18 protein-coding genes are annotated in these 17,122 nt (G+C 61.9%); 10 read left to right on the plus strand and 8 right to left on the minus strand.

All coding sequences use genetic code 11. The features are described from left to right. The first annotated feature begins 38 nt into the window (after positions 1–38). Both J5M57_RS24540 and J5M57_RS24545 read left to right on the plus strand, forming a co-directional pair. Positions 39–2,792 (plus strand): response regulator, encoded by a 2,754-nt coding sequence (locus J5M57_RS24540; protein ID WP_169842430.1) that lies wholly within the window; start codon positions 39–41, stop codon positions 2,790–2,792. A gap of 84 nt (positions 2,793–2,876) precedes the next feature. Then, on the plus strand, positions 2,877–3,866 hold the full coding sequence (locus J5M57_RS24545; protein ID WP_207848046.1) for a 2-hydroxyacid dehydrogenase: 990 nt from the start codon (positions 2,877–2,879) through the stop codon (positions 3,864–3,866). A 12-nt stretch (positions 3,867–3,878) separates the two neighbouring features. Here the strand turns inward: J5M57_RS24545 and J5M57_RS24550 are convergent, their stop codons facing one another. Continuing rightward, positions 3,879–4,316, minus strand: a complete 438-nt coding sequence (locus J5M57_RS24550; protein ID WP_083368198.1) for a hypothetical protein — start codon at positions 4,314–4,316, stop codon at positions 3,879–3,881. 133 nt (positions 4,317–4,449) lie between these two features. Here J5M57_RS24550 and J5M57_RS24555 point away from each other — a divergent pair, with 133 nt between their 5' ends. Next, entirely contained in the window at positions 4,450–4,884 is a 435-nt protein-coding gene (locus J5M57_RS24555; protein WP_207848045.1) for a hypothetical protein, read from the plus strand. After that, entirely contained in the window at positions 4,884–5,288 is a 405-nt protein-coding gene (locus J5M57_RS24560) for an META domain-containing protein (RefSeq protein ID WP_007968709.1), read from the plus strand. Before J5M57_RS24555 ends, J5M57_RS24560 begins: the two co-directional genes overlap by 1 nt. A gap of 172 nt (positions 5,289–5,460) precedes the next feature. On the opposite strand, the gene J5M57_RS24565 is transcribed toward J5M57_RS24560, so the two are convergent. Next, entirely contained in the window at positions 5,461–5,928 is a 468-nt protein-coding gene (locus J5M57_RS24565; protein ID WP_007968708.1) for a TlpA disulfide reductase family protein, read from the minus strand. Between the two features lie 114 nt (positions 5,929–6,042). Between J5M57_RS24565 and arsC the strand changes: the two genes are divergently transcribed. The 3 genes from arsC to J5M57_RS24580 are packed head-to-tail and all read left to right on the plus strand — an operon-like array spanning position 6,043 to position 7,417. Then, the gene (gene arsC / locus J5M57_RS24570) at positions 6,043–6,396 is read left to right on the plus strand and encodes an arsenate reductase (glutaredoxin) (protein ID WP_064588744.1); all 354 of its coding nucleotides are present in this window, start codon (positions 6,043–6,045) and stop codon (positions 6,394–6,396) included. Continuing rightward, positions 6,393–6,989: an NAD(P)H:quinone oxidoreductase gene (wrbA, locus tag J5M57_RS24575; RefSeq protein WP_083368196.1), complete on the plus strand. Its 597-nt coding sequence runs from the start codon at positions 6,393–6,395 to the stop codon at positions 6,987–6,989. Before arsC ends, wrbA begins: the two co-directional genes overlap by 4 nt. 2 nt (positions 6,990–6,991) lie before the next feature. Next, the gene (locus tag J5M57_RS24580) at positions 6,992–7,417 is read left to right on the plus strand and encodes a DUF2069 domain-containing protein (protein ID WP_169842132.1); all 426 of its coding nucleotides are present in this window, start codon (positions 6,992–6,994) and stop codon (positions 7,415–7,417) included. An 87-nt stretch (positions 7,418–7,504) separates the two neighbouring features. On the opposite strand, the gene J5M57_RS24585 is transcribed toward J5M57_RS24580, so the two are convergent. Together J5M57_RS24585 and ttcA are read right to left on the minus strand one after the other, a co-directional pair. Beyond that, the gene (locus J5M57_RS24585) at positions 7,505–8,179 is read right to left on the minus strand and encodes a DNA-3-methyladenine glycosylase I (RefSeq protein WP_169842133.1); all 675 of its coding nucleotides are present in this window, start codon (positions 8,177–8,179) and stop codon (positions 7,505–7,507) included. A gap of 131 nt (positions 8,180–8,310) precedes the next feature. Beyond that, positions 8,311–9,135, minus strand: a complete 825-nt coding sequence (ttcA, locus tag J5M57_RS24590) for a tRNA 2-thiocytidine(32) synthetase TtcA (RefSeq protein WP_003227187.1) — start codon at positions 9,133–9,135, stop codon at positions 8,311–8,313. 431 nt (positions 9,136–9,566) lie between these two features. On the opposite strand from ttcA, the gene J5M57_RS24595 reads away from it, so the two are divergent. Then, complete coding sequence (locus J5M57_RS24595; RefSeq protein ID WP_007917515.1) at positions 9,567–10,169, plus strand: Yip1 family protein; 603 nt, start codon at positions 9,567–9,569, stop codon at positions 10,167–10,169. Between the two features lie 148 nt (positions 10,170–10,317). Beyond that, positions 10,318–10,812, plus strand: coding sequence for a SprT family zinc-dependent metalloprotease (locus J5M57_RS24600; protein ID WP_041067555.1), 495 nt, complete (start codon positions 10,318–10,320; stop codon positions 10,810–10,812). Positions 10,813–10,848: 36 nt separating this feature from the next. Here J5M57_RS24600 and J5M57_RS24605 read toward each other — a convergent pair whose 3' ends face one another. Both J5M57_RS24605 and J5M57_RS24610 read right to left on the minus strand, forming a co-directional pair. Beyond that, positions 10,849–12,030 carry a CaiB/BaiF CoA-transferase family protein gene (locus tag J5M57_RS24605; protein ID WP_207848044.1) on the minus strand — a complete coding sequence of 394 codons (1,182 nt, stop codon included), beginning with the start codon at positions 12,028–12,030 and terminating at the stop codon, positions 10,849–10,851. A gap of 257 nt (positions 12,031–12,287) precedes the next feature. Beyond that, entirely contained in the window at positions 12,288–13,622 is a 1,335-nt protein-coding gene (locus tag J5M57_RS24610) for a dicarboxylate/amino acid:cation symporter (RefSeq protein ID WP_169842135.1), read from the minus strand. A 349-nt stretch (positions 13,623–13,971) separates the two neighbouring features. On the opposite strand from J5M57_RS24610, the gene J5M57_RS24615 reads away from it, so the two are divergent. Continuing rightward, on the plus strand, positions 13,972–14,970 hold the full coding sequence (locus J5M57_RS24615; RefSeq protein ID WP_064588750.1) for an AraC family transcriptional regulator: 999 nt from the start codon (positions 13,972–13,974) through the stop codon (positions 14,968–14,970). 120 nt (positions 14,971–15,090) lie between these two features. Here J5M57_RS24615 and J5M57_RS24620 read toward each other — a convergent pair whose 3' ends face one another. Then, the gene (locus J5M57_RS24620) at positions 15,091–16,437 is read right to left on the minus strand and encodes an ATP-binding protein (protein WP_064588751.1); all 1,347 of its coding nucleotides are present in this window, start codon (positions 16,435–16,437) and stop codon (positions 15,091–15,093) included. Beyond that, on the minus strand, positions 16,434–17,111 hold the full coding sequence (locus J5M57_RS24625; protein WP_064588752.1) for a response regulator transcription factor: 678 nt from the start codon (positions 17,109–17,111) through the stop codon (positions 16,434–16,436). The genes J5M57_RS24620 and J5M57_RS24625 overlap by 4 nt, the downstream gene beginning before the upstream one ends. Between the last annotated feature and the right edge of the window lie 11 nt (positions 17,112–17,122).

Consider the following 17,122-nt stretch of genomic DNA (forward strand, 5'->3'; position numbering starts at 1 on the left):
GTGCGAGTCAACAGTTCAGCGGGATGCAGGAGATGGGTGTGCTCAAGAAACTGGGAATCAAAGGTCGCGTATTGTTGCTGACCCTGTTGCCGACCAGCCTCATGGCGTTGGTGCTCGGGGGCTACTTCACCTGGATGCAACAGTCCGACCTGCAGACCCAATTGATGCAACGCGGCGAAATGATCGCCGAACAGCTGGCACCGCTGGTGGCGCCCGCCATGGGCCACGGCAATACCGATCTGCTGGAACGCATCGCCACCCAGTCCCTTGAACAGCCTGACGTGCGCGCCGTCACCTTCCTCGCCCCTGACCGCACACCGCTGGCGCACGCCGGCCCGACCATGCTCAATCAGGCCCCCAGTGGCGACAGCGCGCTGTTGCAACGGCGCAGCGGCAATGACGCCACCCGCTACCTGATGCCGGTGTTCGGCAAGCATCGCAATCTGGCCGGCGACGTCATCCCGCAAGAATCCGAGCGCCTGCTCGGCTGGGTCGAACTGGAGCTGTCGCACAATGGCATGCTGCTGCGCGGCTATCGCAGCCTGTTTGCCAGCCTGCTGTTGATTGCCGCAGGCCTTGCCGGTGCCGCCCTGCTCGCATTGCGCATGGGCCGCACGATCAACCGCCCGCTGAGCCAGATCAAACACGCGGTCGCCCAGCTCAAGGACGGTCATCTGGAAACCCGCCTGCCACCGCTCGGCAGCCAGGAGCTGGACGAGTTGGCTTCGGGTATCAACCGCATGGCCGGGACCCTGCAGAACGCCCGCGAAGAACTGCAGCACAGCGTCGATCAGGCCACCGAAGACGTCCGGCAGAACCTGGAAACCATCGAGATCCAGAACATCGAACTGGACCTTGCGCGCAAAGAGGCGCTGGAAGCGAGCCGGATCAAATCCGAATTCCTCGCCAACATGAGCCACGAGATCCGCACCCCGCTCAACGGCATTCTCGGTTTCACGCACCTGCTGCAGAAAAGCGAACTGACCCCGCGCCAGCTCGACTATCTGGGCACCATCGAAAAGTCCGCCGACAGCCTGCTGGGGATCATCAACGAGATCCTCGACTTCTCGAAGATCGAGGCCGGCAAACTGGTGCTCGACCATATTCCGTTCAACCTGCGCGACCTGTTGCAGGACACCCTGACGATTCTGGCGCCAGCCGCCCACGCCAAACAATTGGAGCTGGTGAGTCTGGTGTACCGCGACACGCCGCTGTCGCTGGTCGGCGATCCGCTGCGCCTGAAGCAGATTCTCACCAACCTGGTCAGCAACGCGATCAAGTTCACCCGCGAAGGCACCATCGTTGCCCGCGCCATGCTCGAAGAAGAGCACGAAGACAGCGTGCAACTGCGTATCAGCATTCAGGACACCGGCATCGGCCTGTCGAGTCAGGATGTGCGCGCGCTGTTCCAGGCCTTCAGTCAGGCCGACAATTCGTTGTCGCGCCAACCCGGCGGCACCGGTCTGGGGCTGGTGATTTCCAAGCGGCTGATCGAACAGATGGGCGGCGAAATCGGCGTCGACAGCACCCCGGGCGAAGGTTCGGAATTCTGGATCAGCCTGAGCCTGCCGAAAACCCGCGACGACACCGAAGACCTGCCGGGCCCGCCGCTGCTCGGGCGCCGGGTCGCGGTGCTGGAAAGTCACGAACTGGCGCGTCAGGCGCTACAGCATCAACTGGAAGACTGTGGCCTCGATGTCACGCCCTTCAACACCCTGGAAAGCCTGACCAACGGCGTCACCGGCGCACATCAGACCGATCAGGCAATCGACCTCGCCGTGCTCGGCATCACCAGCAACGACATGCTTCCGGAGCGCCTGAACCAGCACATCTGGGACCTCGAACACCTGGGCTGCAAAGTCCTGGTGCTGTGCCCGACCACCGAACAGACACTGTTCCATCTGTCGGTGCCCAACCCGCACAGTCAGCTGCAGGCGAAACCGGCGTGCACGCGCAAACTGCGCCGGGCCCTGGCGGACCTGGCCAACCCGCGCCAGCCACGCAACGAACCGGGCGAACCGCTATCGAGCCGCGCGCCGAAAGTGCTGTGTGTCGACGACAACCCGGCCAACCTGTTGCTGGTGCAGACACTGCTCGAAGACATGGGCGCCAAGGTCCTGGCCGTGGAAAGCGGCTATGCGGCGGTCAAAGCGGTGCAGAGCGAATCCTTCGATCTGGTGCTGATGGACGTGCAGATGCCGGGCATGGACGGACGCCAGACCACGGAAACCATCCGCCAGTGGGAAAGCGAACGGCATTGCACGCCGCTGCCCATCGTCGCCCTCACCGCCCACGCCATGGCCAACGAGAAACGCGCGTTGCTGCAAAGTGGCATGGACGACTACCTGACCAAACCGATCAGCGAGCGGCAACTGGCGCAAGTGGTGTTGAAGTGGACCGGTCTGGCCTTGCGCAATCAAGGACCGGAACGGACCATCGACAGCGCGGCGGGCAGCCATGAACTGCCGGTGCTCGACCACGAAGAAGGCCTGCGCCTGGCCGCCGGCAAGGCCGACCTCGCAGCAGACATGCTGGCGATGCTGCTCGCTTCGCTGGAAGCCGACCGCGAAGCCATTCGCGCAGCCAGCGAAGCCCGTGACCAGAACGCGCTGATCGAGCGTGTGCATCGCCTGCACGGTGCCACGCGGTATTGCGGCGTACCGCAACTGCGCGCGGCCTGTCAGCGCAGTGAAACCCTGCTCAAACAGGGCGACCCGAAAGCGGTGGCGGCGCTCGAAGAGCTGGAGCGCGCGATCAATCGCCTCGCGGCACAGGCCAGGATCAGCGCCTGATCCACGGCAATGTCGGCGAAGCGATCTCACGCTAAAGTGAGGGCGGATCAACACTGACTCGCCATCCCGCTCCAGGAGGAATGCATGCGCACGATCGTTTTCAGCAGCCAGACCTACGACCGCGACAGTTTCCTCGCCGCTGACTGCCCGGCCGCTATCGAGCTGCACTTTCAGCCGGCCCGGCTCAGTCTCGACACCGCGGCCCTGGCCGAGCAGCACGAAATGGTCTGCGCGTTCATCAATGATGACCTCAGTGCGCCGGTGCTGGAGCGTCTCGCCGCCGGCGGTACGCGGCTGATCGCTCTGCGCTCGGCGGGTTACAACCACGTCGACCTGGTTGCAGCGAAACGCCTGGGGCTGGCCGTAGTGCGGGTTCCGGCCTACTCGCCGCATGCCGTGGCCGAACATGCGGTGGCGCTGATCCTCGCCCTGAACCGACGCCTGCACCGCGCCTACAACCGCACCCGCGAAGGGGATTTCAGCCTGCACGGCCTGACCGGTTTCGATCTGGTGGGCAAGACCGTCGGGATCGTCGGCACCGGACAGATTGGCGCCACGTTCGCGAAAATCATGCACGGTTTCGGTTGTGAATTGCTGGCCTACGATCCGTTTCCCAACCCCGAGGTGGTGGCGTTGGGCGCACGTTATCTGAGCCTGCCGGAGCTGCTCGCGCAGTCGCGAATCATCAGCCTGCACTGCCCGCTCAACGCGCAGAGCAAACATTTGATCAACCGTCATTCACTGGCGCATCTGCAACCGGGGGCGATGCTGATCAACACCGGACGCGGCGGCCTGGTGGACACGCCAGCACTGATCGACGCCTTGAAGGACGGTCAACTCGGCTATCTGGGACTGGATGTCTATGAAGAAGAGGCGCAGCTGTTTTTCGAGGATCGCTCCGACCTGCCGCTGCAGGACGACGTGCTGGCGCGCTTGCTGACCTTCCCCAACGTGATCATCACCGCGCATCAGGCGTTTCTGACCCATGAGGCCCTGGGCGCGATTGCCGCGACCACCTTGCACAACATCGCGACCTGGGCTGCAGGTGCGCCGCAGAACCAGGTCGAAGGTTGAAGGTTTGTCGAATTATTTCGGCGAAAGCGAAGAGGCCAGGATCAGCAGCGCCAGCCAGCCAAAGCCGAAAAAGCGTTGCTTCATCGAGTGGCCGTTACGCAGCAGGAACCAGACAAACACCATCGGCAACAGGAACACCATGATCTTCAACCAGCCTTCCACCGGACGCGAGCCGTCGGCGTTGGGCTGGACTTGAGGGACTGGCGCGGATTGCCGACGACGGCGACCGACTGCGGCCGGTAAAACTTTCGGCGCCGGCTCAGGCGCCGGTGGCAGGACAAAAGCCTCGGGCACGGATTTGTTACGTGGCAGGCTGCCAAATGAAATCGTGGTCGCTGCTTGCGCCGGGCTGTGCTCGTGCTGCTGCGCCATCGGAGCACCACAATGAATGCACGCCTTTACTTCCGAGCTGATGCTCCGCTTGCATTCATAACATTCAATCAGCGCCATGTTCCGTTCCCTCAGAGTGAAGGGCGGCAGTTTGCCATGAGCGCCGGCCGATTTGAACCGGATCGAAGGTCGCACGCGTACGCCATCCTGCAATCAAGCCCGTGCTAGCATGTCGCGCATATTTGGAGGACCCATGGTAGAACACGATTTCCGCTACACCCTGATGAACCCGCAACACACCCTCACCGATTGCCGCGCCCTTGTACCGGGCCGCTATCAGGTCACCGGCAATGGTGGCTCGATCCGCAACGGTGACGTCCTGTTGGTCACCCTCAAAGGCAGCAAGGACTTGTCCATGCGCCTGACCGTCGACACGGTGCGCCACCTGATCAATCCGCCGGGCCAATGGACCGCGATGACCACCGGCCCGGTATTCGGCGAACTGGCGATCCACACCTGGCAGGTCAACTGCGACAGCTGTGCCAAAGAGCTGAACTTCGAATTCGCGGTGGACGCCAAGCTGGGCAAGCCTGCCGAGAAACCGGCCGCCACCGCGCGCATCGCCGAGCTGGGCTGGAAAGCCGTCGGTGACAAGCACCTGTGCCCGAAATGCCAGGAGCCTGCGTGATGAAACGCCTTGCCCTGCCCCTGCTGGTCGGTGCCGCTCTGGTGGGCTGTGCTGCAGAGCCTGTGCAATTGCAGCAAAACCGCAGCTACATTCTGGAGTGGATCGGCGAGCGGCCGTTGATGGATTACAGCCACCTGACCGTGACCCTCGGCGACGATGGTCGTGCTTACGGCAATGGCGGCTGCAACCACTGGTTCGCGCCGTACACCCTCGACGGCGACAAGCTGAGCTTCGGCCCGATCGGCAAGACCCGCAAACTCTGCGCACCGGCGCTGATGGAGCAGGAACAACGCTTCCTGCAGGCGCTGCAAGGCGTCGAACGCTGGGACATCTCGCCGATCGAGCAGATGCGCTTCTGGCCGGCTGAAGGCAAGCCGCTGCGCTGGTGGCTGGAAGAGGGTTAAGCCCCCTCGACGCACACTGAGTTGACTGTGGCGAGGGAGCTTGCTCCCGCTCGGCTGCGCAGCAGTCGCAAAACCGTTAACCGCGCGTTGCCGAAGACACGAGTCAGCAGGGTTTGGGGCCGCTTCGCGGCCCAGCGGGAGCAAGCTCCCTCGCCACAAAAGCCCATTCAACTCACTTTGTAGCCTGCAACGCCTCCAGCTTGGCCATCACCCCCGCCGCCGTCTGCTCGCCCATCAACTGTTCGCGCACCTTGCCCTTGTTGTCGATGATGTAGGTCACCGGCAACGCCTCACTGCGCGGCAGGTCGAACAGGTCCGCCGGATCCTGCGCCAGCACGGTGAACTTGATGCCCAGCTTCTCGCTGGCAGACTTGAGATCCTCGCCCTGTACGTTGTCGAAGTTGACCCCGAACACGCCGATGTTCTTGCCTTTCAACTCGTCCGCCAGATGATTGAGTTCCGGAATTTCCGTGCGGCACGGGCCGCACCATTCGGCCCAGTAATTGAGCACCACCCATTGTTTGTCCAGACGCTCGGACGCGACTTTCTGACCGTTCTGGTCAATGCCGTAGTCGTTCCCGCAGCCCCCCAGCATCAACGCCCCGATTATCGTCAATGCCGCTGCCAATCGCCGTGTCATGTCATGTTCCCTGGTCAAAAATTGAATGCGCCTGCGACCCATCGCCTCTGAAGGTTCTGGATTGCGCGCTGCACAGTTAGAATAGCCGCCACTTTACGCCAGAAGCGACCCGCCATGACCGATCTGACGCTTTATCACAATCCGCGCTGCTCGAAATCCCGCGGCGCACTGGAACTTCTTGAGGCCCGTGGCCTGACCCCGAACGTGGTGCGTTACCTGGAAACGCCGCTGGACGCCGCGCAGATCAAGGCCTTGCTTGGCAAGCTGCAGATCAGCGCGCGGCAACTGCTGCGCACCGGAGAAGATGAATACAAAATGCTTCAGCTGGCTGACACGAGCCTCAGCGAAGCGCAACTGATCGCCGCCATCGCCGAGCACCCGAAACTGATGGAACGGCCGATTCTTGAAGTCGGCGACAAGGCCGTGATCGGTCGTCCGCCGGAGCAGATCCTGGAGTTGCTGCCGTGAGCGCGCCGTACATTCTGGTGCTGTATTACAGCCGCAACGGCTCGACCAACGAGATGGCCCGGCAAATTGCCCGCGGTGTCGAACAGGCCGGCCTCGAAGCGCGTCTGCGCACCGTGCCGGCGATATCCACCGAGTGCGAAGCCGTGGCCCCGGGCATTCCCGATGAAGGCGCACTCTACGCGACCCTCGATGACCTGAAGAACTGTGCCGGCCTGGCCCTCGGCAGCCCGACCCGCTTCGGCAACATGGCCGCGCCGCTCAAATACTTCCTCGACGGCACCAGCAACCTGTGGCTGACCGGCGCGCTGGTCGGCAAACCGGCCGGCGTGTTCACCTCAACCGCCAGCCTGCACGGCGGCCAGGAAACCACTCTGCTGTCGATGATGCTGCCACTGTTGCACCACGGCATGCTGATCACCGGCCTGCCGTACAGCGAGTCGGCGCTGCTGGAAACCCAGGGCGGCGGCACACCGTATGGCGCCAGCCACCACGCCGGCGCGGACGGCAAAAAAGGCCTCGATCAGCACGAAATGGCGCTGTGTCGCGCCCTCGGCCTGCGTCTGGCCAAGACTGCGCAAAAGCTGGAGGGCTGAGGGTGGCGAAGAAGCCGAAAGTCCTGCCCTCGATCGAGTGGCTCGAACCGCGCGTCAAGGCGATGCGGGTCATCAGCCTGCTGTGCTTCTTCGGCCTCGCCGGGCTGCTCGCCGCTTACTACCTGGTGTTCGCCGACCTGCACGGCGCGCGGCCGTGGGTGATTCTGCTGGTCGAGCTGATACCGTGGATCGTCCTCGCACCGGCGATGATCATGGGCAGCGCCCGCGGGCATTCGTGGATGTGCTTTGTGGTGAATCTGTACTTCATCAAAGGCGCACTGGCGGCCTATGACCCGAACCGGCAGCTGTTTGGTGTGCTGGAGATGGTCGTCAGCCTGGCGCTGTTCTGCTCGGCGCTGCTGTATGTGCGCTGGCGGTATCAGTTGAATCGCAAGCTGGCTGGCGAGGGCGAGATTTCCGTCGCATGATCGAAAAAGATCGCAGCCTGCGGCAGCTCCTACAGGGAAACGCATTCCAAATGCAGGAGCTGCCGCAGGCTGCGATCTTTTAGCTGTTCAATGGTTGACGGTGTACGCGAGCATCATCGAAATCTGGCTCATCGGCCGCCCGCCGCTCTGTTCATGCCACTGGTTGAACGCATCCTGCACACTCGCCAGATCGCGCAGGCTGGTCGGCGCCTTGTCGACAATCTTCTGCGCATTCAGCGCCGCGACCACGTCATAGCTCGGCACGAAGGTGTCCTTGCCGACCATGCGCAGGAAGCGCGGCGCCGACAGCCCGCCCAACTGACTGCCGTGCTTTTTCAGGTAAGTCCACAGACCGACGATATCGGTCACCGGCCAGTCGGCGATCAGCGCGCCGAAACTGCCCTTCTCCTTCTCGACATCAAGGATGAACTGCGCATTGCGCGGCACGCTCTTGAGCTTGCCCAGGTGGCGGATAATCCGCGCGTCCTGCATCAGGCGTTCGAGGTGTTCGGCGCTCATCAGCACGACTTTTTCCGGGTCGAACTTGAAGAACACCTCTTCGAAGGCCGGCCACTTGGCGTCCACCAGGCTGTGCTTGAGCCCGGCGCGGAACACGCGCAGGGCCATGGTCGAGAGGTAGCGATCGTCGCTGATCTTGCGCAATTGCGCCGGGGTCTTGGGAACGGGCAGATGGGCTTCCAGTTCAGCCGCCGAACCGAAGCGGTTCAGACAGTATTCGTGCAGCCACTTGTAATCGCGCATGCCCTCTCCCGGGAATTGAAACGAAAAAACTATTGTAGGAGTGAGCCTGCTCGCGATTGCGGTGTGTCATCCAACGATGATGCTGACAGACACACCGCAATCGCGAGCAGGCTCACTCCTACAGGTGGTGATTAAAGGTTGACCACGTTGACGAACCGCGAAGCCGCCGTCTCGTCGATCTTCAGGCTGGTGAAGTCGAACAGGTTGCGGTCGGCCAGTTGCGACGGCACCACGTTCTGCAGACTGCGGAAGATGCTTTCGGTTCGACCCGGTGTCTTGCGCTCCCAGTCCTGGAGCATTTCCTTGACCACCTGACGCTGCAGGTTTTCCTGCGAACCGCAGAGGTTGCACGGGATGATCGGGAATTCCTTGAAGTCCGAGTAAGCCTGGATGTCCTTCTCGTTGCAGTAGGCCAACGGGCGGATCACCACGTTGCGGCCGTCATCGGCGCGCAGCTTCGGCGGCATAGCCTTGAGGGTGCCGTTGAAGAACATGTTGAGGAAAAAAGTCTCGACGATGTCGTCACGGTGGTGACCGAGGGCCATCTTGGTCGCGCCGATTTCGTCGGCGAAGGTGTACAGCGTGCCGCGACGCAAGCGCGAGCACAGCGAGCAGGTGGTCTTGCCTTCCGGCACCAGCTCCTTGACCACCGAGTAGGTGTCCTTCTCGACGATGTGGTACTCGACGCCCAGCTCTTTCAGGTAGGCCGGCAGCACGTGCTCGGGGAAGCCCGGCTGCTTCTGGTCCATGTTCACGGCGACGATCTCGAACTTGATCGGTGCAACCTTCTGCAGGTGCATCAGCACGTCGAGCATGGTGTAGCTGTCCTTGCCCCCGGACAGGCAGACCATGACCTTGTCGCCGTCTTCGATCATGTTGAAATCGGCGACCGCTTCGCCGGCCAGGCGGCGCAGGCGCTTTTGCAGTTTGTTCTGGTTGACCGTAAGAGTGCCCATGACGCGAAATCCGTGAGGTGTGACGAAAGGCCGGCATTTTACGCAAAAAACCCGCCGGGGGCGAAGGGCCGTGGGTCTGCCCCTTTCAACCGATCCCCTGTGGCGAGGGAGCTTGCTCCCGCTGGGCTGCGAAGCGCCCCCAAACCTGCAGCCGCTATTTTCCTGAAACACCGAAAGCATTGGCGACTGCTGCGCAGCCGAGCGGGAGCAAGCTGCCTCGCCACGGGAACCTCTGACGTCCAAGACCCCAAGGCGATTACGCCCCGTGTTTACAGCGCGATTTGCTCTAAGCCCCTAGTCCCTGTGCGGTTAAGTCCTTTCTATACTGCGACATAAGGTCGCACACATCTGAAGACCTGAATTTGCTCGGCCACCTTGGCCCGTAGGCGCTCCGTTGGGGGGCGATGGCAATAACAAGAGGAGTGACTGGCATGATCCATCACGTAGTGGGACTGTTTACCCACCCCGATCAGGAATGGAAGGAAATCCGTGGCGACCAAGAGGAAAGCATCAGCCACATGTACCTGACGCACACGCTGATTCTGGCGGCGATTCCGGCCGTTTCGGCGTTCATCGGCACCACCCAGGTGGGCTGGGTGATCGGCAACCGCGCGCCGGTGATGCTCACCGTGGAAAGCGCGATCTGGATGACCGTAATGTCGTACCTGGCGATGCTCGGCGGGGTCGCGGTGATGGGCGCCTTCGTGCACTGGATGGCCCGAACCTATGACGCCAACCCGAGCCTGGCCCGTTGCGTGGCATTCGCCACCTACACCGCGACACCGTTGTTCGTCGGCGGGCTGGCAGCGCTGTATCCGCACATGTGGCTGGGGATGATCGTCGGCACGGCGGCCATCTGCTACACGGTGTATCTGCTGTACGTGGGGCTGCCGACGTTCATGAACATTCCGTCGGACGAAGGCTTTCTGTTTTCCAGCTCAGTGCTCGCGGTAGGTCTGGTGGTGCTGGTGGCCATCATGGCGTTCACCGTGATCGTCTGGGGCCTCGGCGTGGGGCCGGTGTATACCAACTGACAGGATTCACCCCCGAGAACAACAAGATCTGCCAATACAGGCCGCCGCAAGGCGGCCTTCTCGTATGGCGGATGACCATTCGGCAGGTCGGCGATTCGCAAGTCCGGGAGGTTGCGGCATACTCGACGCCTCTGGAGATCCATCAAGCATGCCCGAGCAACTCAATACCCGCGTCGAAGACTGTTACCAACTCGCTGAAGCCTTTTTCAAACGTCATTTCCAACGCCCCGTCGTCAGCCTCAAGCTGCGCGGGCAGAAAGCCGGTGTCGCGCATCTGCACGAGAACCTGCTGCGCTTCAACCCGCAGTTGTACCGGGAAAACACCGAACACTTCCTCAAGCAGACCGTAGCCCACGAAGTCGCGCACCTGATCGCCCATCAACTGTTCGGCGACCGCATCCAGCCGCACGGCGAGGAGTGGCAACTGATCATGCGCGGGGTCTATGAACTGCCGCCGGACCGTTGCCACACCTACGCCGTGAAACGCCGCAGCGTGACGCGCTACATCTACAAATGCCCGTGCGCCGACAGTGATTTTCCGTTCTCGGCGCAACGGCACAGCCTGGTGCGTCAGGGACGGCGCTATTTGTGCCGCAGATGCCGCAACACCTTGGTGTTCAGTGGTGAGATGCGGGTCGAGTGACTCCCTGATCGTTCCCATGCTCCGCGTGGGAACGAGCTACGCAACTACCTTTAAGGCCCGCAATTCAGCAATCCGCTCAGCACTGAAGCCCAACTCCCCCAACACTTGATCCGTATGCTGCCCCAACCCCGCGCCAACATGCCGTGGCGCCGGCAACGCCTCGGAAAATTTCAACGGACACGCCATTTGCGCCTGGGTCGTGCCATCCCCGCGCGGCACCTGGGTCACCACTTCCCGCGCCTGTAACTGTGGATGGCGCACCGCCTCCCCCAGACTCAACACTGGCTCGACACACGCATCGATCCCGGCAAACATCTCGCACAGCTCGGCAAAGTCATGTTTTTCGAACTCGACCGTCAGCGCGTATTTCAACGCCCGCTGCTGCTCAGGCTTGGGCGACAAGCCTTGCGCCGCCAACTCCGGGCGACCCAGCGCCGTGCACAATTGCTGCATGAACCCAGGCTCGAGACTGCCTACCGACATCCAGCGCCCGTCGCGCGAGCGGTAGTAATCGTAAAAGCTACCGCCGTTGAGCATCTGGTCTTCCCACGCCGGCTCCTCGCCACAGGCCAGATACCCGGCCCCGGCCATGGCGTTCAGGCTGAACGCGCAATCGGTCATGCTCACGTCCAGATGGGTGCCCTGCCCGGTCTGCTGACGGGCAATCACCGCCGCCAGCAGGCCGATCACCCCGTGCAACGACCCGCCCGCCACATCCGCTACCTGCATGCCCAGTGGCAACGGACCGCTGTCGGCGCGGCCGGTGTAGCTGGCAAGCCCGGCCAATGCGAGGTAGTTGATGTCATGCCCGGCGCGATCCTTGTACGGCCCGGTCTGGCCGTAACCGGTGATCGACACGTAAATCAGCTTCGGGTTGATCGCCTTCAGCGCCTCGTAACCCAGGCCCAGACGCTCCATCACGCCGGGACGGAACTGCTCCAGGACGATGTCGTAATCAGCCAGCAATTGCTTGACCACCTCCAGCGCTTCAGGTTGTTTGAGATCCAGCGCCAGACTGCGCTTGTTGCGGTTCAGGTACGCATGACTGGTTGACACCCCTTGATCGTGGGGCGGCAGCACTCGCAGCAGATCCATGCGCGTCGGCGATTCGATGCGCAGCACTTCAGCGCCCATGTCCGCCAGCAGCAGCGAGGCGAACGGACCTGGCAGCAATGTCGAGAAATCGAGGATCTTCAGTGAGGCCAGCGGTGCGGACATAGGCGATCTCCTTGGGCGATGTACCCAGCCTAGGCAGCGCTGCCGCGTACGGCAATCACCTTATGTGTCAGCAGTTGTGACCGTAATGCTCAAATCGCAGGCAATAAAAAACCTGCCGAGGCAGGTTCTTCAGTGCCTGTGTGCCGAGGGAGCTTGCTCCCGCTGGGGCGCGAAGCGGCCCCGCTCTTCAAAGAGGGGCCTGCTACGCAGTCCAGCGGGAGCAAGCTCCCTCGCCACAAGGTATTGCCAAATACAGCTTACTTGACGCTGGTAGGCGTTGGGCCTTCAGCCACACCCAGGTCGTCTTCAGGACGGGTGTCCGCGATACCGCGACCGCCCGAGGCCAGCTCGGACTGCAGCACGTCGGTGTCCAGCTCTTTCACCCACTTGGCAACCACGATGGTCGCTACGGCGTTGCCGACCAGGTTGGTCAGGGCGCGAGCTTCGGACATGAAGCGGTCGATACCGAGGATCAGCGCCAGACCGGCCACCGGCAGGTGACCTACTGCCGACAGAGTGGCCGCCAGCACGATGAAGCCCGAACCGGTCACACCGGCGGCGCCTTTGGAGGACAGCAGCAACACCACCAGCAGGGTGATCTGATGGGTGATGTCCATGTGCGTGTCGGTGGCCTGAGCAATGAACACGGCAGCCATGGTCAGGTAGATCGCAGTACCGTCGAGGTTGAACGAGTAACCGGTCGGGATCACCAGACCCACTACCGATTTCTTCGCGCCCAGACGCTCCATCTTGATCAGCATGCGTGGCAGTACCGATTCCGAGGAGGAAGTACCCAGCACGATCAGCAGCTCTTCACGGATGTAGCGGATCATCTTCAGCACACTGAAGCCATGAGCGCGGGCAATACCGCCCAGCACGATCAGGATGAACAGCAGGCAAGTGACGTAGAAGCAGATCATCAGTTGACCCAGCTGCACCAGCGAGCCGACACCGTAGGCACCGATGGTAAAGGCCATCGCACCGAAGGCACCGATTGGCGCGAGCTTCATGATCATGTTGATGATGTTGAACATCACGTGGGCGAAGCGATCGATGAAGTCGAGGATCGGACGGCCGTAGTCACCCAGGCGATGCAGGGCGAAACCGAAGATCACCGAGAACATCAGCACTTGCAGGATATCGCCAGTGGCGAACGCGCCGACGATGGTGGTCGGGATCACGTTGAGCAGGAAGCCGACAACGCTCTGGTCAGCGCCTTGTTGCACGTAGGTCGCGACTTTCGAGGCGTCCAGGGTGCTGACGTCGATGTGCATGCCATTGCCCGGCTGCACGATGTTGACCACGATCAGGCCGACCAACAGGGCGATGGTCGAAACGATTTCGAAGTACAGGAGCGCGTAACCACCGGTCTTGCCGACCGACTTCATGCTTTGCATGCCAGCAATACCGCTGACCACGGTGCAGAAGATGATCGGGGCGATGATCATTTTGATCAGCTTGATGAACCCGTCACCCAGTGGCTTAACCGCCACACCGAATTGCGGGTAGTAGTGACCAAGGGCAATACCGATGATGATCGCGACGATCACCTGGAAATACAGGGATTTGTACAGTGGCTGACGAGTCGTCATTGCAAGTTTCCTCAAGCGTCCCGCGGGCAACATCCATCTGTTAAGCGCAGAACCTGAATTGCGAACCCTCCTGCACTGGAGGGATTTGTTGTTCGAGCGGCGCTTTTCCCACGGGATAGACGCACACTTCTGTCGCTCTTATCGCAAACGCCGTGCCACTTTGGTGCAATTCGCTGCAAGCCTTTTGATATCAGGACTTGCAGCCTGTTCTGTGTCACTGTTTGGTGACTCAAGTGTGGCGGATTTCCGCCAACTCGCCGGATCTCGTCCTACAATTTGGCGGAAATCCGCCTTGTTGGCGATGATGCCCGCGGCTAACATCCGGCGCCTGAGGAAGGATCTGCCGCTTATGCGCGAACGTACCATCGCCAGTCATTTCGCCCGTGCCGCCCTCGGTGGCGCACGCCGCTCGGGGTTCGATTATCTGCCGCTGCTGCAACAGCTGGGCATCAGCCCGGAGCTGCTGGATGAGCCGCGGGCGCGCATCGCCCCAGAGCAATTCACCCAACTGCTGCAGAGCCTGTGGCTGGCCCTGGATGACGAATACCTGGGCTTTGGCAACGCACCGAGCAAACCCGGCAGTTTCGCGATGATGTGCCACGCCCTGATTCACTGCCGCAACCTGGAGAAGGCACTGCAACGCGGTTTATTGTTTTATAGCCTATTCCCCGCGGCCCCGCGCCTGAGCCTGCAGCGCGAAGACGAATGGGTGCGCCTGAGCCTCGATGATTCGCAGTTATGGGACCCGGATCACTTTCTCAGCGAAAGCCTGCTGGTGATCTGGCATCGCCTCGGCAGCTGGCTGATCGGCCAGCGGATTCGTCTGGAGCAGGCCACGTTCAGCTATGCGAAACCGCCGCACGGCGCCGAGTACGACTTGCTGTTCCCCTGCCCGCTGGTGTTTTCCGCCGAGCAAAGCAGCCTGCTGTTTCACAGCCGCTATCTGTCGATGCCGCTGCTACAGGACGAACGCACCCTCAAGCATTTCCTTGAACGCTCCCCCGCCGACCTGCTGTCACGCCCCGACGACGGCGACAGCCTCAGCAGCCGCCTGCGCCGTTTGCTCAGCCGCGACAGCGCGCACTGGCCGGACCTGGAAGCGGTGGCCGCGCACCTGCACATCAGCCCGCAAACCCTGCGTCGGCATTTACGCGAGGAAGGCACCAGTTTTCAGGAATTGAAGGATCAGTTGCGGCGGGATATCGCCATTTACCACCTGGGCCGGGCGGATCTGTCGTTGCAACAGATCGCCGAGCAGCTGGGGTTTTCCGAACCGTCGGCGTTTCACCGGGCGTTCAAGAAGTGGACGGGGCTGACGCCGGGGGCTTATCGGGCGCAGGAGCAGTGAGTGCCGCGGTGAACCGACTGGCGTCTTCGCGAGCAGGCTCGCTCCCACAGGGGGGCTGTGAACGCCGCCGATCCAATGTGGGAGCGAGCTTGCTGGCGAAGGTGCCGGCAAGACATGCGACTAAACCGCCGGAAACTGAATCCTGAACGCCGCCCCGCCCATCGGCGAATCGCCGAGCATCAGTTTGGCGTTGTAGCTTTCAATGATGTCCTTGACCACCGCCAGCCCGATGCCCTGCCCCGGGTGCTGACGATCCAGACGTTCGCCACGCTCGAGAATCCGCGCGCGCTGATTCGGCGGCACACCGGGGCCGTCGTCCTCGACGCACAATTCGATACCGTCCAGGGTCTGGCGCACGCTGATACGCACTTCGCCCAGGCACAGGCGATAGGCGTTTTCCAGCAGGTTGCCCATCATCTCCAGCAATGCACCCTGCTCGATCGGCACGTAGCAATGCTCCGGCAGATCGAAGGCCACCCGCACGTGTTTGTCGCGGTAGACCTTGTCGAGGGTGTCGCACAGGCTTTTGAGCACCGGTTGCAGACGCACCTGGTGGCGCACCAGGCCGCTTTTGCGCAGACTGGCCCGCTGCAGTTGATAGCTGATCTGCTGGCTCATGCGTTCGATCTGGGTTTGCAGCACCCAGGCCTGATCGCGATCTTCCGGGCGCTGGGCCATGTCCTCACTGACGCCTTGTAACACCGCCAGCGGGGTTTTCAGGCTGTGCGCCAGGTCATCGAGGGAGTCGCGGTAGCGGCTGCGCTGCTGGCGTTCGCTGTGCAGCAGACGGTTGAGCGAGCCGGTCAGCCGCAGCAGTTCGCGCGGGTGCTGTTCGCTGAGGCTTTCGCGGGTGCCGCTTTCGATTTCGTCGAGTTCCTGACTCAACCGGCGCAAGGCTTTCAAACTCCAGGTCAGGCCAATCCACAACAGCGCAAGCAAGACAAACAGTGCAGCACCAAAGCCCAGATAAAGGTTGTCGCGCAGGCCTTCGAGCGTCGATTCGTACTCGTGCACCGGTTGCAGGGTCACAAAGCTGAACGCCGCACTCTTGCCCCCGAGCAACTTGACTTCTACGTCGTAGACAAAAAATTCCTGACCGCTGGCCTGACGAATCCGCGCGAACTCATTGCCCATGCCGTCGTAACGCGGCTTGTAGTTGATCTGCCCTTCTTCCGTGCCCTTGGAGCGCCAGACCAGATGCCCCTCGCGGTCATAGATGTAGCCCAGCAGACGCCCGTCGGTAAGGTTGAATCGCTCGTCAGGCAACTGCGCCGGCATCTCCAGGCGACCGTTCTCGATACGTGCCGCCGAGATCAGCGTGGTCACATCCGAGGCCAGGCGCTGCTCGATCGAGTCCTGCAATGCCAGGCTGAACGCGCCTTGCATGGCCGGCAACAAGCCGAGCATGAACAACACCGCCAACGTGGTGGCGGCGAGCATCAAACGAACGCGAAGAGAACGAATCAAGTGCAGCGCTCATTGAACAGGTAGCCGAGACCGCGCACGGTTTCGATCGGTTTGAACCCGCCCGGACTTTCAAGCTTGCGACGCAGGCGGCCGACCAGCACCTCGATCACGTTCGGATCGCGCTCGTCGTCGTCCGGATAGAGCTGTTCCATCAGGCGATCCTTGGGCACCACTTGCTGATGGTGGCGCATCAGGTATTCGAGGATGCGGTATTCGTAGGCGGTCAGCGCCAGCGGTTCTGCATCCAGCGACGCCTGCTTGCGATTGAGGTCCAGCAGCAACGGCCCGGCGACGATGGTCGACTGGGTGAACCCGCTGGAGCGGCGCAGCAAGGCATTGAGTCGTGCCTCGAGTTCTTCGAACTGGAACGGCTTGACCACGTAGTCGTCTGCACCGGCAGCGAGGCCTTCGACCTTGTCTTGCCAGTTGCCGCGCGCGGTGAGGATCAGGATCGGAAACGTCTTGCCGCTGGAACGCAACTGGCGGATCAGGTCCAGGCCGCCCATGCCCGGCAGACCGAGGTCGATCACCGCCAGATCGAAGTTGAACTGTCCGGTCTGGTACAGCGCCTCTTCGGCATTGGCCACGGACTCGACCACATGACCACTCTCCGTGAGGCGGGTTTGCAAGTGATGGCGCAACAGCGCTTCATCTTCGACGACCAACAGTTTCATAACGCTCTCCC

The organism is Pseudomonas sp. 86_A (assembly GCF_017491705.1).
GTDB classification, from domain to species: Bacteria; Pseudomonadota; Gammaproteobacteria; order Pseudomonadales; family Pseudomonadaceae; genus Aquipseudomonas; species Aquipseudomonas koreensis.